Below are 20446 nucleotides of genomic sequence, written 5' to 3' on the forward strand. Positions count from 1 at the left end.
CTATCGGGCCCCGGCGGTGGCGAGACGGCCGGGGGCCGCGCTCGCGCGTCCGGTCGCGGCGGGTTCGACGGCACGCGTCGAAGTTTTGGCGACGCCCTCGCCCGAACCTTCGATCTGCGCCGCGAGCGCCGGTGCGAGCAGGGCCACCACGCTCCGGGCCTCAGGCACCGAGCGCAGCATCGGCTCCGGCCGGCCCACCCGCCAGGGCCGGGCATGCGGCCAGAGATGCAAGTAGGCGACCCGCTCGCCCGGCGGTAGGCGCAGGGGGATGTCGCCGGTGCCGTCGGAGAACAGCCGCAGGTCCGCCGACTCGATCCGGGTGAGCGGCAGGTTGAGGGTGATCGGCAGGGCGATGCCGACATGCAGCACCATGCGCCGGTCGGTCAGCGTGTAGACCGTCGTTCGGTGGACAAGCCACGCGAGGAAGCTCAACAGCCCGAGCGCCGCAACGCCGATCAGCAGGGTCGGGCCCGCCACAGCCAGCGCCCGCGCCGGCCCCCCGCTCGCGGCGGCGCCGATGGCCAGCACTGTGGCGGTGCCGGCGAACCACAGCATGACGAGCCGGGCGTGGAAGGCGCGCAGCAGCACGCCGGAGAGGCTGGGGGCGCCGCGCCACAGGATGCGCTCGCCGGGCGGCAGGGGACCGGGCAGGCCCCGCAACGTCCCTTCGGGGAGGAAGTCGGAGTCGCTCATAGGATCGGCTCCGCACGGGCGGGCGAGGCGTAGAGGGTGCCGGCGCCGAAATACGCCATGATCCGCTCCTCCTCGAGCAGGGTGACGGAATCGGGATCCTTGGTGCCGGGGATGTCGGCGAACTGCGCCGCCAGCAGCGCCTCGGTCTTCACCGTGCGGGAGAAGCGGCCGGTGGTGCAGAAGGTCACCGGCATCAGCACCCGGCGCCCGCCCGCCCCGAGTTCGACCTCGTAGTAGCGCACGAAGGATTCGCCGCGATCGAGCCAGAGATCGACGACGGTGCCGGCGACCTGCCGGTCGGCGCCGAAGACCGACATGCCGATCGGGTTCGGCCCGTCCTCGTGGACCACGAAGGCGTCGGCGACGCGCAAGGGGACGATGCGGTACGCGTTGTCCCAGGTCCGGTCGTGCTCGTCGTGGCGCGGCACCCAGGAGCCGGGGCCGACGCCGGCCTGCAGCGAGGTGTCGGTGCGGAAGTAGGGCGCGCCGGGGAAGACCTCGCGGCGGGCACTCGGCACGTTGGTGTCGTAGGCGATGTTGGTCTGCGGCGCGTACATCGTGTGGCCGCTCGACAGGTGGAAGGCCTTCGGCGTCGGGATGAGAATCGGGTCCGGGTTCTTCAGCCGGCCGGCGGCCTCGTTCTCCAACGGGTAGCCCTCGCGGCGATCTTCCCGGCGCAGGTAGAAGACCAGCCCTGCGAAGAAGATCCAGAACGCGTAGAGCGTGACCTGCGCGACATCGATGTAACCGGTGATCTCGCCTCTGGGCATGGCAGGCCTCCGATCAGGTGGGACGGTTGACGAGGGGGTCGAACGAACCGGAGCGCCGCTCGTCCGGACGGATGGAGCCGGGGGCGTCCGCGCGCACGAGCGGGCCGAGCGCGACCAGCGTGGCGAAGAGCAGCGCGATCTCGACGTGGTAGACGATGAGGTAGCCGATGGCCGGCTCGTTCATGCCCTCGCCGAGTGCCCCCGATTGCGCCACCGCGGCGCCGAGATCGCGCAGGATGCCGCTGGCGGCGATGGCGAGGCCCGCGGCGGTGGCCTGCGCCGCGCCCCAGGCGCCGAGCGCGAGACCGGTATCGTCCGGCCCGGCCTTGGCCATGGAGGCGGTGAGCGTGCCGTGGGCGAAGAGCCCGCCGCCGATGCCGATCAGGGTGACGCCGGCCGCGAACAGCCGGGCCGAGGCAAGGGGTGCGGCGAAGATCACCGCCGAGAAGGCGGCGATGCCGATCACCGCGCCCGTCGCCGCGACCCGGTAGGGGTCGCCGCCGCGGTTGAGCCAGCGCGCCGCCGCGATGAGCCCGAGCCCGCCGCCGGCGGCGAGCATCGCGGTGAGCGCCGTGGTCTGCGCCACCGTGAGACCGAGGATCTGGCCGCCATAGGGTTCGAGCAGGATGTCCTGCATCGAGAACGCTGCGGTGCCGAGCGCGATCGCCGCGAGCCGCCGCCGTGCGGTGCGCTCCCCGGCATAGCCGCGCCAGGATTGGGAAAAGCTCGGCCGCGCCGCTGCCCGGTCGGTGCGGTGCGGATCGCGCGGCTCCTGCTTCCACAGGGCGACGCCGTTGAGCACGATCGTCACCAGCGCCGCGCCCTGGATCACTTGGATCAGGCGGACGGCCGAGAAATTCGCCAGCGCCAGCCCGAACAGCACCGCGCTGCCCATCATGCCCGCGAGCAGCATCGCGCAGAGGAGCGCCACCACCTTCGGGCGGGCGTGGGCCGGGGCGAGATCGGTGGCCAGCGCCAGCCCGACGGTCTGCGTGGTGTGGAGTCCCGCGCCGACGAGCAGGAAGGCGAGCGCGGCGGCGACATGGCCGACCCAGAGCGGGCCGGTGGTGTCACCCGACAGGATCAGCAGGGCAAACGGCATGATCGCCAGCCCGCCGAACTGAAGCAGCGTGCCGAACCAGATGTAGGGCACCCGCCGCCAGCCGAGCACGGAGCGGTGCGTGTCCGAGCGGAAGCCGACCAGCGCCCGCAGCGGGGCGAACAGCAGCGGCAGCGACAGCATCACCGCCACGATCCAGGCCGGCACCGCAAGCTCGACGATCATTACCCGGTTGAGCGTGCCGATCAGCAGCACGGCGGCCATGCCGACCGTGACCTGGAACAGCGCGAGCCGCATCAGGCGCCCGAGCGGCAGCTCCTTCGTCGCCGCGTCGGCGAAGGGAAGGATCGCCGGGCCGAGACGCAGCAGCGCCTGGGTGATGGCGAGGCCGGATCTCATTGAAATTGCCCTCCCCCCTCTGCGGGGGAGGATGGCTCCTGCGTCAGCAGGGGTCGGGAGAGGGGAGCGCCGTTTCCGGAGAGACCTGAGCCAGCCCCTCTCCCGCCCGCTCCGCAGGCACCCTCCCCCGCAGAGGGGGGAGGGTTTTTTCGGATCTCGATCGCGTTCGAGAGGTAGAACCCGCTGTTGACCCTTTGCGTTCGCGCGACCGTGAAACGTGCCAGCGCCCGCTCCCCGGCGATGCGCCGCCGCAGGCCGCTCTCGGTGATCGGCACGATGGCGGGCGCCCGGTCGGCCTTCGGGAACAGCGTGCCGGCCGCATGCATCAGCGTCAGCAGCGCCGTGCGCGGGGCGACGGTGAAGAGCAGGCTGCCGTCGGTGCGCAGGGAGAGTTCGGCGAGCGCCCGCACGATGTCCGGCGCCTGATAATGGATCAGCGAATCCATCGCGACGACATGGTCGAAGCGACCGAGCCAGGGATCGAGCATGTCGCCCACCCGGAACGTGACCGAGCCGGGGCCGGGAATCGCGGGCAGACGCTCGCGACCGAGCCCGATCAATGTCGGCGAGACATCGATCGCCGTCACCTCCGCCCCCCGGCGCGCGGCCTCGACTGCGAGTGCCCCGGTGCCGCAACCGGCATCGAGCAGGCGCCGGCCGGTCAGATCCGCGGGCAGCCAGCCGAGCAGGTTGGCGCGCATGGTGTCACGCCCGGCCCGCACCGTGGCGCGGATCTTCGAGACCGGTGCGTCGGAGGTGAGGCGCGACCACGCCTCGACCGCGGTGCGGTCGAAGTAGGTTTCGAGTTGGGAGCGGCGGGTGAGGTAGGGCGTGCTCATCAGTCGAATCCGAGAAATTCGAACAGGTCGCGGTCCTTCATCGGCGCGGCCTCGCAGGGATCGGCACCGGCCCAGAGCGTCTCGGCGAGCCGCATGTACTCGTCGGTGACGGCCTTCAGTTCCGGCGTCGGGTCCATCTCGAACAGGGTCGATTTCTTCAGGCGCGAGCGCCGCACCACGTCGAGGTCGGGGAAATGCGCGAGACGGCGCAGGCCCACCGCCGCGTTGAAGCGGTCGATCTCGTCGGTCCCGGCCGAGCGGTTGGCGATGACGCCGCCGAGCCGCACGCCGTAATTCTTCGACTTGGAGTGGATCGCCGCGACGATCCGGTTCATCGCGAAGATCGAGTCGAAGTCGTTGGCGGTGACGATCAGCGCCCGGTCGGCGTGCTGGAGCGGCGAGGCGAAGCCGCCGCAGACCACGTCGCCGAGGACGTCGAACACGACGACGTCGGTATCCTCCAGTAGGTGATGCTCCTTCAGGAGCTTGACCGTCTGCCCGACGACGTAGCCGCCGCAGCCGGTGCCGGCGGGCGGGCCGCCGGCCTCGACGCATTTCACGCCGTTATAGCCCTCGACCACGAAATCTTCCGGCCGCAGCTCCTCGGAGTGGAAATTCACGGATTCGAGCGCGTCGATCACGGTCGGCGCGAGGCGCTTGGTCAGGGTGAAGGTCGAGTCGTGCTTCGGGTCGCAGCCGATTTGGAGCACGCGCTTGCCGAGCTTCGAGAAGGCCACCGACAGGTTCGAGGAGGTGGTGGACTTGCCGATACCGCCCTTGCCGTAGACCGCGAAGACCTTGGCGGTCTCGATCCGGTCGTCGGGGTCGAGCGAGACTTGCAGGCTGCCTTCCTCGCGGCGGATCGGGACCGGGTTTCGGATGGCGATGTTCATGCCGCGACTCCTGCGGTGAGGCCGGGTGTGACGCCCTCCAGCCGGTCTTCCAGTTCCTCCTCGGCCCGGTCGAGCGCGTCGCGCATCGCCGGGTCGGGAGTCCAGAAGCCGCGGCGGTGAGCCTCGATCAGGCGGCTCGCGACCTTGGCGCAGGCCGTGGGGTTGAGGGTCGCCATACGATCGCGCATCACGTCGTCGAGGACGAAGGTCTCGGTGATGCGCTCGTAGATCCAGGGCTGCACCGCGCCGGCGGTGGCGGACCAGCCGACGGTGTTGGTCAGGGTCGCCTCGATCTGGCGCACGCCCTCGTAGCCGTGGCCGAGTAGGCCCTCGTACCATTTCGGGTTGAGCATGCGGGTGCGGGTTTCCAGCGCCACCTGCTCGTCGAGGGAGCGCACGCGCCCCTCCCCGCGGGTCTGGTCGCTGATGTAGATCGGCACCGCCGCGCCGCGGGCGCGGGCCACCGCCCGGCCCATGCCGCCGAGCCCGTCGAAGTAGTGATCGACGGATGTGACGCCGAGTTCGACCGAATCGAGGTTCTGGTAGGCGAGATCGACCCGCGACAGCACCGCCTTCATTAGGTCGCGCTGGGGCGCCGGACGGCCCGACCGGTCGTAGGCGAAGCTCTTGCGGCGCGAGAACGTCTCGCAGAGTTCGTCCTCGTCGTCCCAGCGGCCGGACTCGACGAGATGGTTGACGTTGGCGCCGTAGGCTCCCTCCGCATTGGAGAAGACCCGCAGGGCCGCCGTCTCGAAGTCGCAGCCCTGCTCGGCCTGGATCGCCAAAGCGTGCTTGCGCACGAAGTTTTGCTCGATCGGCTCGTCGGCGCTGGCCGCCATGAAGCTCGCTTCCGCAAGCAGCTTGGTCTGTAGGGGCAGCAGATCGCGAAAGATGCCGGAGAGCGTGACCACCGCATCGATGCGCGGGCGGCCGAGCTGTTCGAGTGGGATCAGCTCGGCCCCGGCGAGGCGGCCGTAACCGTCGAAGCGGGGCGCTGCGCCGATCAGCGCCAGCGCCTGGGCGATGGGGCCGCCCTCGCTCTTCAGATTGTCGGTGCCCCACAGGACGAGCGCCACGCTCTCCGGCAGGGCCCGGCCCTCGGCGAGGTAACGCTCCAGCACTCGCGCCACCTGTTTGGCGCCGTCGGCCAGCGCGAAGGCTGTCGGCAGGCGGTAGGGGTCGAAGCCATGCAGGTTGCGCCCCGTGGGCAGGATGCCGGGATTGCGCAGAAGGTCGCCGCCCGCGACCGGGGCGATGAAACGTCCATCGAGCGCCCGCATCAGCGCTGGCAACTCGCTGTCGCGGGCGAGGTCGGCATCGATCCGGGCGAGGTCGGCGAAGGCGGCCCGGTGGGTCTCGTCGGCCGGCAGACCCGCGGCGGCCAGCGATTCGCTGAGGGACGCGCCCTCGATCAGAAGCTCGATCCCGGCGCGGGCCGGTTTGAGCCCGTGTGAGGCCTCTGCCAGGGCGAGCAGCAGATCGACCCGTTCCTCGCCGACCATCCCCTGGCCGATCACGTGCAGGCCGTGCGGGATCAGCGTCTGTTCGAGTTCGAACAAAGCGGCGGCGAGCGCGGTGACATGCGGGGCGGGATTCCCCTCCCAGGCGGGTTCGGCCGGAACGAGATCGACGGCCGCGCCCTGGGCCTGGATGACCGCGGCGAGCGCAATCCGCTCGGCGGTCGCTTCCGGCTCCAGACCGCGCCAGCGCTCGACCGAGGCCTTGAGGTCGCTCAAGCCGCGATAGAGCCCGGCGGCGGCGAGGCTCGGCGTGAGGTAGCTCACCAGCGTCGCAGCGGAGCGGCGCTTGGCGAGCGTGCCCTCGGACGGGTTGTTGGCGGCGTACAGGTAGATGTTGGGCAGTGCACCGATCAGCCGCTCGGGCCAGCAGGCTTCCGACAAACCGGCCTGCTTGCCCGGCATGAATTCGAGCGCGCCATGGGTGCCGAAATGCAGCACGGCGTCGGCGGAGAAATCCTCGCGCAGCCAGCGGTAGAAGGCGCTGAAGGCGTGGGTCGGCGCGAAGCCCTGCTCGAACAGCAGCCGCATCGGGTCGCCCTCGTAGCCGAAGGCGGGCTGCACTCCGACGAAGACGTTGCCGAACTGCGCGCCGAGCACGAGGATGTCGGCGCCGTTGCTCTGGTGGCGGCCGGGCGCGGGGCCCCACTGCGCCTCGATCTCCGGCAGGTAGGTCTCGCGGCGGACGTGATCCTCGGCCGAGACGCGGGCGTGGACGTTGGCCTGCGTGCCGTAGCGGGTGGCGTTGCCGCCGAGAATCGTCTCGCGCAACGCATCGACGCTGTCGGGCACCGCGACGTCGTAGCCGTCGGCCTTGAGGCCGCGCAGGGTGTTCAGCAGCGAGGCGTAGACCGAGAGGAAGGCGGCCGTGCCGGTTGCGCCGGCATTGGGCGGGAAGTTGAACAGGATGACGGCCAAGCGCCGCTCGCGCTTCGGCCGCCGCCGCAGGGAGACCAGCCGATCGATCCGGGCGGCGAGTCGCTCCGCGCGCTCGGGATGCACGCGCATGTCGCGGGCATTGCCGGGTCCGGAAGCCGAGGAACGGCCGCCGAACACCATCGGTGCGGTGGCGCCGTCGAGTTCGGGGATCGCGACCATCATCGTCGCCTCGACCGGCGACAGGCCGCGGCTGCCCGCCTCCCATTGCTCGATCGTCTGGAACTCCAGGGCGTGGGCGGCGAGATAGGGCACGTCGAGCCGTGCCAGCGTCGCCTCGGCCGCCGCCGCGTCGTTATAGGCCGGGCCCCCGACCAGCGAGAACCCGGTGAGCGAGACCAGCGCGTCGATCGCCGGCCGGCCGTTCGCCGTGAAGTAGGCGTCCACCGCCGGGCGGTTGTCGAGGCCGGCGGCGAAGGCCGGCACGACCGAGAGACCCTTGGCTTCCAGGGCGGCGATGACGCCGTCGTAATGCGCCGTGTTGCCGGCCAGCACGTAGGAGCGCATCAGCAGCAGGCCGACGCGGCCCCGGGCGCCGGCCACGGTCGGCAGGGCGGACAGGCTCTCGCCGACGCGCTCCGCCATGCGCGGATGGTAGAGGCCGGTCTCGGGATAATGCTGGGGCGCGGGCGCGGCGGCGATCTCGCGCCACACGGCGCGGGGGCCGGCGGCGTAGCGCTGTACGAGGAAGCGCACGAGGCTCGCCACGTTCTCGTCCGAGCCCGCGAGCCAGTATTGCAGAGTGAGGAAATAGGCGCGCACGTCCTGCGCCGAGCCGGGGATGAAGCGCAGGATCTTCGGCAGCTTGCGCACCAGCGCCATCTGGCGGGCGGCGTTGCCCTCGGCGCCCGGCTTGCCGCGCAGCCGCTTCAGGAAGTCGAGGGCCGAACGCTTGGTCCCGCTCATGTCGAAGCGGTTGAGCTTGGTCGTGCGCACGATCTCCGAGGCCGAGAGGCAGCCGATCATTGCGTCGCAGCGCTCGCGGCGTGCCAGGATCGCCGGCAGGATCGCCCGGACATGCTCGTCGAGGAACAGCATCGCCGAGACGACGATGTCGGCCCGCGCGATCTCCGCCTCGCAGGCCCGGAGCGCGGCCTTGTCGGTCTCCCACTCCGCGGCGGCGTGGAAGCTCAATGCGAGACCCGGCATCTCAGCCGCGAGCCGCAGGCGCGCCCGTTCCACCGCGCTCGCCAAGTGATTGTCGAGCGTGACGATGGCGACGCGGATGGTGGGCCTATCGGCCGAAATGCGCCTTGGCATCGTAAAGGGTCTCGAGAGTGATGAGCGGGAGCTGCCGCTCTCGGGCGAAGCGCTCGGTGTTGGCGCGGGCCTTCCCGCGCACGAAGAACGGGATCTTCTTCAGCTCCTTCTCGGCATCGGGCGCCCACGGCGCGGTGCGGACCGCGTCGGAACCTTGGATCTGGATGGGGGATGGAACGGGCGCGGACGCGAGGGGGGGAGTCTTCGGCGCCCGTTCCACGGCGTCCGCGATTCCGCTCGGCCCGCGGCCGAGATGAGACGGGGCGGCGCCATCGTGGAATTCGGGATCTTCGCGGAACATCCCGAGGAGATGTTCCTCCAGCCCCATCATCAGGGGGTGCACGAGGGTGTCGAACAGGACGTTGGCGCCCTCGAAACCCATCTGCGGCGAGTGGCGGGCGGGAAAATCCTGGACGTGGATCGGCGCCGAGATCACCGCGCAGGGGATGCCGAGCCGCTTGGCGATGTGGCGCTCCATCTGCGTGCCGAGCACGAGTTCGGGGGCCGCCGCCTGGATCGCCGCCTCGACGTCGAGGTAGTCGTCGGTGATCGTCGCCTCGATCCCGTGGAGGGCGGCTTCCGCCCGGACCTCGCGGGCGAATTCGCGGGTATAGGTGCCGAGCCCGACGAGCTTGAACCCGAGTTCGTGCGCGGCGACGCGGGCGAGAGCCAGCGCGTGGGTGGCGTCTCCGAACACGAAAACGCGCTTACCCGTGAGATAGGTCGAATCGACCGACCGGCTGTACCAGGGCAGGCGCGAGGGCGCGTTGGCGAGGATGGGCGCGGGATCGACGCCGGCCAATGCCGCCACCGCTTCGACGAAGCGCGTCGTTGCACCGACACCGATCGGCACCACATCGACGAATGGCTGCCGGAACGACTTTTCGAGGTACTGCGCGGCGCTGCGCGCCACTTCGGGATAGAGCACGATGTTGAAGTCGGCCTCGCCGAGCCGGACGAGATCGGCGGGCGTGGCGCCGAGGGGTGCCACCACGTTCACCGCGATCCCGAGGCCTTCGAGGAGGCGCCGGACCTCGATCAGGTCGTCGCGGTGGCGAAAGCCGAGGGCGGTGGGGCCGAGGATGTTGCAGGCGGGGCGCCGCCCGTCGCGCGGGGCGCGCTCGCCGGGAGCGCCGGCCAGGGCGCGCACGAGGCGGTAGAAGGTCTCGGAGGCGCCCCAGTTCTCCTTCTTCTGGTAGGCCGGCAATTCCAGCGGGATCACCGGGATCGGCAGGGCGAGCGCCTTGGCGAGGCCGCCCGGATCGTCCTGGATCAGCTCGGCGGTGCAGGAGGCGCCGACGATCATCGCCTGAGGCTGAAAGCGCGCGTAGGCGGCGGCGACCGCGTCCTTGAAGATCGCCGCGGTGTCGCGGCCGAGATCCTGGGCCTGGAAGGTGGTGTAGGTGACCGGCGGGCGCTTGGCACGCCGCTCGATCATCGTGAAGAGCAGGTCGGCATAGGTGTCGCCCTGGGGAGCGTGCAGCACGTAGTGCAGCCCCTCCATCGCGGTGGCGACCCGCATGGCGCCGATATGCGGCGGTCCCTCATAGGTCCAGACGGTGAGCTGCATGGCCGCTACACCTCCAGCCGGGCGCGCCGCTCAAGCGGGCGCGCAAACAATTCGGCGAGGTCGCCCGCCTGCTCGTAGCCTTGGATCGGCGTGAACAGCAGCTCGATCGACCACTTCGTCGTCAGCCCCTCCGCCTCCAGAGGGTTGGCGAGGCCGAGGCCGCACACCGTCAGGTCCGGCCGCGCGAGCCGGCAGCGGTCGAGCCCGTCGTCGAGGCTCTGGCCCTCCACCACGGCGGTGCCGTCGGGGAGCCATTCGAGTTCGGCGGCGAGGTGGCCGCGATGCAGATAGGGCGTGCCGACCTCGATCAGCTCCGCGCCCATCTCCCGCGACAGGAAGCGGGCGAGCGGCACTTCGAGCTGCGAATCGGGAAAGAAGAACACCCGCTTGCCCGCGAGCTTCTCGGCATAGGCCGCCAGCGCCTGACGGGAGCGGCGCAGGCCCGGCGCCGTCACAGCCTCGAACCGGGCGGGATCGACGCCGAAGGCTTCGGCCGCCGCGCGGAGCCACTCGGTCGTGCCCTCAGCCCCCAGCGGGAACGGGGCGGCGATGCGCCGGGCCCCGCGCTCTTCCAAGGCTCGCGCGGTGTCGGCGAGGAAGGGTTGAGCGAGGAGAAAGCGCGTGCCGCGCCCGACCGGGGGCATCTGGCCGGCGCGCCGCGCCGGCAGGAAGCGGGCGGCGATGCCGAAATCGGAGAACAACCGGGCGAATTGATCCTCGACCACGTCGGCCAGCGCGCCGACGACGAGGAGTTCGTCCGTCGTCGCCGCCTCCGGCAGTTCCGGCACCAGGGAGGCGAGGCAGGCATCCTCGCCCTGGGTGAAGGTCGTCTCGATGCCGGAGCCCGAATAGTTCAGCACCCGCACGTCCGGGGCGAGTCGCCGCGACAGCCGCAGGGCCGCCCGCGACAGGTCGAGCTTGATCACCTCCGAGGGACAGGAGCCGACGAGGAACAGCAGCCGGATGTCGGGCCGCCGCTCGATCAGCCGCGTCACCACCCGGTCGAGTTCCTCGTTCATGTCGGCGAGGCCTGCGAGATCGCGCTCGTCGATGATGGCGGTGGCAAAGCGCGGCTCGGCGAAGATCATCACGCCCGCCGCCGACTGGATCAGGTGGGCGCAGGTGCGTGAGCCGACGACGAGGAAGAACGCGTCCTGGATCTTCCGGTGGAGCCAGACGATGCCGGTGAGGCCGCAGAACACCGCCCGCTGGCCGTGCTCGGCGCGGACCGAGACGCCGCATTCGGTGGAAGGAAGGGGCGCGTGGGCGTTCACCGGGCCACCTCACCTGCGAAAGAGAGGGAGGCCGGGGCTTCGAGCCGTGCCGCCCGAAGCTTCAGGAGGAACTGGCCGGCATTGATGAGGTAGGTGGCGTAGGCGGCGAGCGCGAGGACCAGCAATCCCTGCGTATCGAGCCAGCCGAAACCGAGCGCGGCGAGATAGGCCGTGTGCAGCGCCAGCACGAGCATGCTGAACACGTCCTCCCAGAAGAAGGACGGCGCGAACAGGTAGCGGCCGAACACGACCTTCTCCCAGATCGAGCCCGTGACCATGATCGCGTAGAGAACGAGGGTCTTGGCGACGACGGAGGCGTTGGCGGCCTCGGCCCCCTCGCCGGTGGCGAGCGTGCGCAGGACGAGGCCGAGACTCACCGCGAAGACGAGAAATTGCAGCGGCGCCAGGATCCCCTGCACCAGCGTCCAGCGCGACGCGTCGCGGCGCTGACGCTGAGCGCTCGTGTAGAGCGGTTGTTGCCGGCCCTGGTGCTGACGCATGGCGTCCGCCCTCGCTCGCCCTTCGGCCCCGTCTTCGGAGACCTCGACGCCCTGAGCCTAGGCCGCGTCGCCTAAAAGTGTCAATCCAAGTTGACGGTCGTTCCAGATTACATTTCTCATTGGGTCGATGGGGCCGGGGATTGCCAATCGTGAGCGGAAGCGTATCGTTGTGCTACACGCGTCCGTTGCCCTGGTGCCGATTCAGCGCATTAAATTGCACGCTGCATCCACCGAGCCGCATCCTCAGGGAGACGCCCATGGGCGACTGGAGGCATTTCGGCGAGCGTCTCGAATATCCTGCCGTGTCACCGGAATGCGGTGTCGTGGCCGAGCCGCTTGTCCCCTCAGCGTTCGAGCTGCAGCCCGATGGAGTCGGGATGCGCCGACAATTGGCGAGCGTGGTCGAGGCGGAGATCCTGCCCCGGCTGATGCTGGCTCACCGGGATCGGGCGGCGCCTCGGCCCCCGGTCGCCGGTCGCCAGCCGACATCAGAAGAAGTCCAGCGGCTCAGCGACCTGTTGCTCGCCCGCACGGATACGGACCTCGCCCCCCATCTCCTACGCATCCTCGACGAGGGGCTGACCCTCGAAGGCATGCTTGTCGATCTGCTGGCGCCGGTGGCGCGGCATCTCGGCTGGCTCTGGGAGGAGGATGCCTGCGATTTCGTCGACGTGACCGTGGCCCTCGGGCGCCTCCAGGCGGCGACGCGCGACCTGTGCGCGCGGTTCGAGAGCGATGCGGTCGATCCCGCGGGGCGGAGCATCCTCTTGCTGCCGGGGCCGGGGGAGACACATGTGTTCTGCCTGTCGCTGGTCGCCACCATCTTCCGCGAATCGGGGTGGGACGTGACCACTACCGGCACTCAATCGAGCCTCGACGCGGCGGATCTCGTCCGCATGGAATGGTTCGACATCCTCGGGCTGACTTTGTCCTGCGACGTATTCCTGCCCGCCCTCACCGACCGGATTCGTGCCCTGCGCGCCGCTTCGTGCAACACGCGGATCAAAGTCTTGGTCGGCGGCCCCTATTTTGCCCGGAATCCTGATCACGTCCGCCTTGTCGGCGCGGATGGCACAGCGGAAGATGGGCGTCTTGCACCGCTCATTGCGGAAAGCTTGCTTGAAATGCGGACGCGAGCCTGTTGATAAGGGCGCTTTCAGCGCCATTACGAAGTGTTGACCTTGAGCAGCTTGGCGAGCCCCTCTCCCCGGCGCCCCTCTCCGGCGCTGCAACAGGCAGCCGGTCTCCTCGATGGCGAGGCGGCCGGGCTGCTGATTGCTGCAACCTCCGATCTCTCCCTCGTGGTCGATCATCACGGGATCATCCGCGATACGATGACCGGCCGGGCCGACCTTGAGGGACAGGGCATCGAAACCTGGCTCGGGAAGCCCTGGATCGACACCGTCACGGTCGAGAGCCGGCCCAAGATCGATGCGCTGCTGCGCGATGCGGCGCCCGGCACGATGACCCGCTGGCGGCAGGTCAACCATCCCTCCCCCACCGGCACCGACCTGCCGATTCGCTACGCCACTTTGCGTCCGCGCCAGGATGGGCCGATCATCGTGGTCGGTCAGGATCTGCGGACGATCGCGGCGTTGCAGCGGCGTCTGGCCGAGACGCAGCAGGCGTTGGAGCGGGACTACGACCGGCTGCGCACCGCCGAGACCCGCTACAAACTCCTGTTCCAGCTCTCCGGTGAACCGGTTCTGGTGGTCGATGCCGGCACACGGCGGGTGACGGAGATCAACCCGGCGGCGATGCGGCTGCTCGGCCGGCCGCAGAAGCGCGTGATCGGCCAGGATGCGGCGGACCTGTTCGACGCGGGCAGCCTGCGGGATTTGCAGAACCTGTTTGCCGGCCTGCGCGTCACCGGGCAGGCGACGGATCTCGTCGCGCCCTTGGCCGGCGGCCGGGGTGACGTCCGGGTCTCCGCCTCCCTGTTCCGTGGCGAGGGCACGACCTCGGTGCTGCTGCGCCTCGCCACGCTCGTTGCGGCGGCGCCGGAGCGCATCGAGTTCGGACGGGGCGCACTCGATATCATCCAGCGGATGCCGGAGGGCTTCGTCGTCACCGACGCTTCGCGCCGTATCCTCACCGCCAACACCGCCTTCCTCGATCTCACCCAGCACGCCACCGAGGAGCAGGTCCGCGGCCGGACCCTCGACAACTGGCTCGGCCGTGGGGAAACGGATGCGCTCGCGCTGTTCGCGATGCTGCGCGATCACGGCTCGGTGCGCCATTTCTCGACGGCGATGCGCGGCCAGTACGGCTCCGTGGAGGAGGTGGAGGTTGCCGCCGTCTCCACCTCTCACGCCGATCAGCCCTGTTTCGGCTTCACCGTCCGCGCGACGCCGCGGCGGGCGGCCCCGGTCCACGCCAGCGGCGGGCACGACCTGCCCCGCTCGGTCGAGCAGATGACCGAACTCGTGGGCCGCGTGTCCATGAAGGCCCTGGTGCGCGAGACGACCGACCTCATCGAGAAGCTGTGCATCGAGGCGGCGCTACGCATCACGCGCGACAACCGCGCTTCGGCGGCGGAGATGCTCGGCCTGAGCCGTCAGGGCCTCTACGCGAAGATGCGCCGCTACGGTATCGGCGACCTCGACGGCAACGACCCTGAGTTGACGTCCTAGGTCATTTTTCGGTGATCGGCGCTATAGTGCATCGAGCAAAAAAGGCTGACACCACCCTCTTATTTTAGGTCGTGTGTAAAGCTTGCTTGACACACGCGGCGGGGCGCCGATAGCTTTCGGGCATGGCAACCCCCGCGCCGAGCGCCATCCTCGAGCTCCTCAAGCCCATCACGTGGTTCGCACCGATGTGGGCTTTCGGCTGCGGGGTGGTCTCCTCCGGTCAGACGCCCTCCGGGCAGTGGTTGGTCATTGCCGCGGGTGTGCTGCTCGCCGGGCCCCTGGTCTGCGCCACGAGCCAAGCGGCCAACGATTGGTTCGACCGCCATGTCGATGCGATCAACGAGCCGCACCGGCCGATCCCCTCGGGGCGCATTCCCGGCCGTTGGGGCCTTTACCTCGCCGCCGGCTGGACGGTCCTGTCGCTGGCTGTGGCCGCGATGCTCGGTCCCTGGATCCTCGGTGCGGCCCTGTTCGGCCTCGTGCTCGCTTGGATCTACTCGGCGCCCCCGTTCCGGCTGAAGCAGAACGGCTGGTGGGGCAATTCGGCGGTGGCGCTCTGCTACGAGGGGTTGCCCTGGTTCACGGGCGCCGCCGTGATGGCCGCCGCGATGCCCGACCGGCGGGTGCTTCTCGTCGCCCTGCTCTACTCGGTCGGCGCGCACGGCATCATGACCCTCAACGACTTCAAGTCGGTGGAGGGGGACCGGGCCATGGGCCTGCGCTCGCTGCCGGTGCAACTCGGCTCCGACCGCGCGGCGCGCTTCGCCTGCCTCGTCATGGCCCTGCCGCAGATGGTGGTGGTCGCGCTCCTCCTCCATTGGGAGCGTCCCTGGCATGCGGCTTTGATCGGCGTCCTGCTCGTCGGGCAACTCGTCCTGATGACGCATTTCCTGAAGGCGCCCCGCGCTCGCGCCGCTTGGTACAACGGCACCGGCACGACGCTCTACGTCTTCGGCATGTTGGCCTCGGCTTTCGCCCTTCGCCCGCTCGTGCAAGGGCTGGCGCCATGACCCACGCGCCCGCCGCCGTCTCTCGATCGTTTTCTCGATCGTTCTCGTGGCTCCAGATCGTCCGGCTCGGCCTCGTCCAGACCGCGCTCGGGGCGGTCGTGGTTCTCATGACATCGACCATCAACCGGGTGATGGTGGTGGAGCTGGCGCTGCCCGCGATGGTGCCCGGCGCCCTCGTTGCCCTGCACTACGCCACGCAGGTGCTGCGTCCGCGCTGGGGTTACGGCTCCGATGTCGGGGGGCGTCGCACGCCGTGGATCGTCGGCGGCATGGCCGCGCTCTGCCTCGGCGGTTTCGGCGCCGCGGCGGCGACCGCGCTCGCGGCAAGCCACCTCGCCGCCGGCCTCGCGCTCGCCGTCCTGTCCTTTCTCTTCGTCGGCATGGGCGCGGGGGCCGCGGGCACCTTGCTCCTCGTCCTGCTCGCGACCGGGGTGGAACCCGCGCGCCGGGGCGCGGCGGCGACCATCGTCTGGGTGCTGATGATCGCCGGCTTTGCCGTCACCGCGCCGCTGGCCGGCCACTTCCTCGATCCGTTCTCGGGCGCGCGGCTCGTCGCCGTGTCGGGCACCGTCTCCCTCATCGCCTTCGCCGTGGCTGTGCTGGCGGTGGCCGGCATCGAACCGCGCCGCCGCGAGGCCGCTGCCGGCCGGGCCGAGACGAAGCCGCCCTTCCGCGCGGTGCTGGCGCAGGTGCTGGCCGAGCCCGCGGCCCGGCGCTTCACTGTCTTCATCTTCGTTTCGATGCTCGCCTACAGCGCCCAAGAGCTGATCCTCGAGCCCTATGCCGGCCTCGTCTTCGCGATGACGCCGGGGGCGACGACCAAGCTGGCCGGGCTCCAGCACGGCGGCGTGCTCGCCGGCATGCTGTTCGTGGCCGGCGTCACCGTATTCATCGGCGGGCCGGTGCTGGGTTCGCTGAAGCTCTGGACGGCCATCGGCTGCGGGCTCTCGGCTCTGGCGCTCGGGACGATCGCCCTTGGCGGTCCGGTCGGGCCCGACTTCCCCTTGCGCGCGGCGGTGGCTGGCCTCGGCTTCGGCAACGGCGTCTACGCCGTGGCGGCGATCGGCTCGATGATGGCGCTGGCCGGGCGCGGCGGCGAGGCCGAGCGCGGCACCCGCATGGGCGTCTGGGGTGCGGCTCAGGGCGTGGCCTTCGGTGCCGGCGGCTTCCTCGGCACGCTCGCGGTCGATCTCGCCCGCCTCGTCACCGCCGAACCCGTCTACGCCTACGCCACGGTGTTCGCGGCGGAAGGCGTCCTGTTCCTCGTCGCCCTGCTCATCAGCCTGCGCGTCGAGCATGTCACCGTCGGCCGGCGGCACAACCCGCTGACCGAGACGGCCTCCTTCCAGCTCAACCCCGGCTTCGAGGCGCGGTAACGCCATGACAGACCACGACGCTTCCGAAACCTTCGACGTCGTGGTGGTGGGGGGCGGCCCCGCGGGGTCGATCGCAGCCGCCGACCTTGCCGCCTCCGGGCGGCGGGTGCTGCTCCTCGACAAGGCGGGGCGGATCAAGCCCTGCGGCGGCGCGATCCCGCCGCGGCTGATCCGCGACTTCGCGATTCCCGACGCGCAACTCGTCGCCCGCATCCGGTGCGCCCGGATGGTGGCGCCGAGCGCCCGCGCGGTCGATATGCCGGTCGGCGACGGCTTCGTCGGCATGGTCGATCGCGAGCATTTCGATCCGTATCTGCGCGAGCGGGCCGCGCTCGCCGGGGCGGATCTGCGCGACGGCCTGTTCGAACGCATCACCCGCGATCGCACAGGTTCCGCCACGGTGCATTACCGCTCCGGCAAAGGCGGCGCGGAACACCGGGCGCAGGCCCGCCTTGTCATCGGTGCCGACGGGGCGACCTCCACGGTCGGACGCGCCGAGATTCCGGGGCATGCCCGGATGCGCCAGGTCTTCGCCTATCACGAGATCATCCGGCGCCCAGCGGAGGCCGGGCACGACGGCGCGCGCTGCGACGTCTACTACCAGGGCCGCCTCTCGCCGGATTTCTACGCCTGGATCTTTCCCCATGGCGACACCGTCAGCGTCGGCACCGGCAGCGCCCGCAAGGGCTTCTCCCTGCGATCCGCGATCCGCGATCTGCGCGCCGATACCGGCCTCGATGCCTGCGAGACGATCCGCCGGGAAGGCGCGCCGCTGCCGCTCAAGCCGCTGCGGCGCTGGGACAACGGACGCGACGTGCTCCTCGCGGGCGATGCGGCGGGCGTCGTCGCGCCGGCCTCCGGCGAGGGCATCTACTACGCGATGCTCGGTGGTCGCCTCGCCGCCGAGGCTGCGGGCGCCTTCCTCGCAACCGGCGATGCCCGCGCCCTCGCCCAGGCGCGGAAGCGGTTCATGCGGCTGCACGGACGCGTCTTCTGGATCCTCGGGATGATGCAGTGGGTTTGGTATCGCAGCGACACCCTGCGGGAGCGCTTCGTCTCGATCTGCAAGGACAAGGACGTCCAGCAGCTCACCTGGGACGCCTACATGAACAAGGAGCTGGTGCGCGCCAAACCCGCCGCGCATGCACGGATCTTCTTCAAGGATCTCGCGCATCTGTTCCGCTGGGTCTCGCCGTGAGCGGCCTGCTGGCCGGCGGCTGGGGACCGCCCATTGTCGCCGCCCTGGTGGCCCTCGCTGTCGCGGCGGCGGGCGGCGTCGCGACCCGGACGGACGCTTGGTATCGCCGCCTGCGCGTGCCCGGTTGGAAGCCGCCGGATTGGGCGTTCGGTCCGGTCTGGACCATCATCTTCGTCCTTACCACCGCCTCCGCGATCATCGCCTGGAACGCCGATCCGGACCCGGCCGCGCGGGGCCGGCTCGTGGCGGTCCTTGCCGTCAACGGCGTGCTCAACATCGCCTGGAGCGTGATCTTCTTCCGGCTGCAGCGGCCCGATTGGGCCTTCGCCGAGGTGCTGCTGCTGTGGCTCTCCATCCTCGCCGTGATGGTCACCGTCGGTCAGGTCTCGACGCCCGCCGCCCTGCTCAACCTTCCCTATCTCGCCTGGGTCAGCGTCGCCGCCCTCCTGAACCTCACCATCGTCCGGCTCAATCCGCGCTTCGGGCCGCGTTTCGGGAGCGCGTGAGCGGTGGACGGGTTCTTCGCCCCGCTCTTCGCCTCCGGGCGGATCATCGATGTCATCCTCGTTCTGGTGGCCCTGGAGGCGCTGGTGCTGCTCGGCATGCGCGCCCGCTGGGGACGCGGCCCGGCACCGGGGGCGCTGCTGAGCAACCTCGCCTCCGGTGCGGCGCTGATGCTGGCCCTGCGGGCGGCGCTCACCGGCACGGCGTGGCCCGGCGTCGCGGCTTGGCTGGCTGCGGCGCTCGCGGCGCATCTCACCGAGATGGTGATCCGCTTTCGTCGTGCGGGCGCCGCGGCTTCGCCAGGCTGTGACAAGCTGGCATGGAACAACCGAAAGTGGCGAACGTTCGGTGCGCGTCCGCCGATGACTTAGAACTATTCTTTATCGAGGCCTTCGACATCTGGAGATCGGGTTCATGACACGCCTCACTGCCCTGGGCTCCGGTTGGCTCGCCCTTGCCGCCCTCCTCTCGGTCGGCACGGCCCAAGCGCAGGAGGCTGACGCCGATCTGATCAAGCGCGGCGAATATCTGGCGACGGCGGGTGATTGCACCGCCTGCCATACCAAGGCCGGCGGCCAGTTCATGGCGGGCAACTTCAAGCTCGATACGCCGATCGGGGCGATCAAGACCCCCAATCTTACTCCCGACGACGAGACCGGCATCGGCAAGTGGAGCTACGAGACCTTCGAGAAGGCGTTCCGCCACGGCATCGGCGACGAGGGCGAGTATCTCTACCCGGCCTTCCCCTTCTCTTGGTACACCAAGGTTTCGGACGACGACACGAAGGCGATCTTCGCCTACCTCAAGTCTCTGACGCCGGTGAAGGAGAAGCGGGAGGACAACGAGATCCCCTTCCCCTTCAACGTCCGCACTGCCCTGATCACGTGGCGCACGGCCTTCTTCACCGAAGGGCGCTTCGAGCCCGATCCGAAGGCCAGCGCGGAGGTGAACCGCGGCGGGTATCTGGTCGAAGGCCTCGGCCATTGCGGCATGTGCCACAACGAGCGCAAGCTCGTCGGCAATTCGAGTCTGGCCGGCCGGTTCGGCGGCGGCGTCATCGACGGCTGGTACGCGCCCAACATTACCCCGGACGGGCATCAGGGCATCGGCGCCTGGAGCGACGCGGAGGTCGTGAGCTACCTCAAGACCGGCACGGCCCCCGGCAACCGGCCGGGCGTGGCCGCCGGCCCGATGCGCCAGACCATCGAAGAATCGCTCTCCAAGATGACCGATGCCGACCTGAAGGCGATGGTCGCCTATTTGCGCACGATCCCCGCCAAGCAGACCTACAAGGAGAAGGATCTCCAGGCCTTCAACCAGCCCGGCGCGCCGGGGGCGGACACCTACCTCACCTATTGCTCCTCCTGTCACCAGCCCGACGGCAAGGGCGTCGAGGGCGCGATTCCGGCGCTCGCCGGCAACACCTCGATCCAGTCCGGCGGCCCGGAGACCATCATTAACGTGATCGTCGGCGGTCTTTCGGCGCAGAGCGGCTACGCGCCGATGCCGGCCATCGGCCAGGAGATGACCGACCAGCAGATTAAGGACGTCACCGACTACATCCGCAACTCCTGGGGCAACAAGGCGCCGGTCGTGTCGGAAGCCGGTGTCGTCGCGGCCGCGCGGGGGAAGATCAAGACGATGATGGCCGGCAATGCGCCCTGCTCGACCATCGAGAACGAGGGGCTGAAGGCCAGCATCGACGAGGCCACCGGCGGTGATGCGCTGAAGGGGCTGAAGCAGAGCGACTTCGTTCCGGTCCTCGCCCGCGTCGCATCGAAGGTGAAGGCCGCCGCGCCCGAGGCCGGTGACGACGCCGTGGTCAACGGGCTGCTCTCGACCTTCTGCAAGGCAAATCGCAACGACCAGGATGTGGAGCCGCTGCCCTGGTCGGTGACCATCGGTACGTTCGGCAACGTCGCCTATAGTCAGGTCAAGAACCCGGAGAAGCGGGTGGAAGCCATGCCCGGCCAGCCGCCGGCCACGGGGACGACACCGGCGAAGCCTTGATTCC

The 20446-nt window shown here is 69.9% G+C and carries 17 protein-coding genes; 8 read left to right on the plus strand and 9 right to left on the minus strand.

What is annotated here, in order from left to right; all coding sequences use genetic code 11:
- From puhB to bchF, 9 genes are read right to left on the minus strand one after another with little or no spacing between them, the layout of a single operon-like run.
- The gene (puhB, locus tag ASF53_RS12200; protein WP_056198246.1) at positions 1-693 is read right to left on the minus strand and encodes a photosynthetic complex putative assembly protein PuhB; all 693 of its coding nucleotides are present in this window, start codon (positions 691-693) and stop codon (positions 1-3) included.
- The gene (gene puhA, locus ASF53_RS12205; protein WP_056198247.1) at positions 690-1463 is read right to left on the minus strand and encodes a photosynthetic reaction center subunit H; all 774 of its coding nucleotides are present in this window, start codon (positions 1461-1463) and stop codon (positions 690-692) included. Before puhA ends, puhB begins: the two co-directional genes overlap by 4 nt.
- 13 nt (positions 1464-1476) lie before the next feature.
- The gene (locus ASF53_RS12210) at positions 1477-2922 is read right to left on the minus strand and encodes a BCD family MFS transporter (protein WP_056198248.1); all 1446 of its coding nucleotides are present in this window, start codon (positions 2920-2922) and stop codon (positions 1477-1479) included.
- Positions 2919-3761 carry a magnesium protoporphyrin IX methyltransferase gene (bchM, locus tag ASF53_RS12215; protein ID WP_056198249.1) on the minus strand — a complete coding sequence of 281 codons (843 nt, stop codon included), beginning with the start codon at positions 3759-3761 and terminating at the stop codon, positions 2919-2921. Before bchM ends, ASF53_RS12210 begins: the two co-directional genes overlap by 4 nt.
- Positions 3761-4654 (minus strand): ferredoxin:protochlorophyllide reductase (ATP-dependent) iron-sulfur ATP-binding protein, encoded by an 894-nt coding sequence (bchL, locus tag ASF53_RS12220; protein WP_056198251.1) that lies wholly within the window; start codon positions 4652-4654, stop codon positions 3761-3763. Before bchL ends, bchM begins: the two co-directional genes overlap by 1 nt.
- A complete protein-coding gene (locus ASF53_RS12225) occupies positions 4651-8367 on the minus strand; it encodes a magnesium chelatase subunit H (RefSeq protein WP_056198253.1) in 3717 nt (1238 codons plus the stop codon). The genes bchL and ASF53_RS12225 overlap by 4 nt, the downstream gene beginning before the upstream one ends.
- Positions 8342-9937, minus strand: a complete 1596-nt coding sequence (gene bchB, locus ASF53_RS12230) for a ferredoxin:protochlorophyllide reductase (ATP-dependent) subunit B (RefSeq protein WP_056198255.1) — start codon at positions 9935-9937, stop codon at positions 8342-8344. The genes ASF53_RS12225 and bchB overlap by 26 nt, the downstream gene beginning before the upstream one ends.
- 5 nt (positions 9938-9942) lie before the next feature.
- Complete coding sequence (locus ASF53_RS12235; protein WP_056198257.1) at positions 9943-11211, minus strand: ferredoxin:protochlorophyllide reductase (ATP-dependent) subunit N; 1269 nt, start codon at positions 11209-11211, stop codon at positions 9943-9945.
- Complete coding sequence (gene bchF, locus ASF53_RS12240) at positions 11208-11711, minus strand: 2-vinyl bacteriochlorophyllide hydratase (protein WP_056198259.1); 504 nt, start codon at positions 11709-11711, stop codon at positions 11208-11210. Before bchF ends, ASF53_RS12235 begins: the two co-directional genes overlap by 4 nt.
- A gap of 257 nt (positions 11712-11968) precedes the next feature.
- On the opposite strand from bchF, the gene ASF53_RS12245 reads away from it, so the two are divergent.
- From ASF53_RS12245 to ASF53_RS12280, 8 genes are all read left to right on the plus strand, one after another.
- Positions 11969-12856 carry a cobalamin B12-binding domain-containing protein gene (locus tag ASF53_RS12245; protein ID WP_056198261.1) on the plus strand — a complete coding sequence of 296 codons (888 nt, stop codon included), beginning with the start codon at positions 11969-11971 and terminating at the stop codon, positions 12854-12856.
- Positions 12857-12883: 27 nt separating this feature from the next.
- Entirely contained in the window at positions 12884-14344 is a 1461-nt protein-coding gene (ppsR, locus tag ASF53_RS12250) for a transcriptional regulator PpsR (protein WP_056198263.1), read from the plus strand.
- 122 nt (positions 14345-14466) lie between these two features.
- Complete coding sequence (chlG, locus tag ASF53_RS12255) at positions 14467-15354, plus strand: chlorophyll synthase ChlG (protein WP_056198266.1); 888 nt, start codon at positions 14467-14469, stop codon at positions 15352-15354.
- Entirely contained in the window at positions 15351-16730 is a 1380-nt protein-coding gene (locus ASF53_RS12260; protein ID WP_056198268.1) for a BCD family MFS transporter, read from the plus strand. The genes chlG and ASF53_RS12260 overlap by 4 nt, the downstream gene beginning before the upstream one ends.
- A gap of 4 nt (positions 16731-16734) precedes the next feature.
- Positions 16735-17928, plus strand: coding sequence for a geranylgeranyl diphosphate reductase (locus ASF53_RS12265; RefSeq protein ID WP_056198270.1), 1194 nt, complete (start codon positions 16735-16737; stop codon positions 17926-17928).
- Positions 17925-18434: a TspO/MBR family protein gene (locus tag ASF53_RS12270; protein ID WP_056198272.1), complete on the plus strand. Its 510-nt coding sequence runs from the start codon at positions 17925-17927 to the stop codon at positions 18432-18434. Before ASF53_RS12265 ends, ASF53_RS12270 begins: the two co-directional genes overlap by 4 nt.
- A gap of 3 nt (positions 18435-18437) precedes the next feature.
- The gene (locus tag ASF53_RS12275) at positions 18438-18803 is read left to right on the plus strand and encodes a hypothetical protein (protein ID WP_056198274.1); all 366 of its coding nucleotides are present in this window, start codon (positions 18438-18440) and stop codon (positions 18801-18803) included.
- Between the two features lie 43 nt (positions 18804-18846).
- Complete coding sequence (locus ASF53_RS12280) at positions 18847-20442, plus strand: c-type cytochrome (RefSeq protein WP_056198276.1); 1596 nt, start codon at positions 18847-18849, stop codon at positions 20440-20442.
- Positions 20443-20446 lie beyond the last annotated feature (4 nt).

The sequence above is a fragment of the Methylobacterium sp. Leaf123 genome (genome assembly GCF_001423405.1).
In the GTDB taxonomy this organism is placed as follows: Bacteria; Pseudomonadota; Alphaproteobacteria; order Rhizobiales; family Beijerinckiaceae; genus Methylobacterium.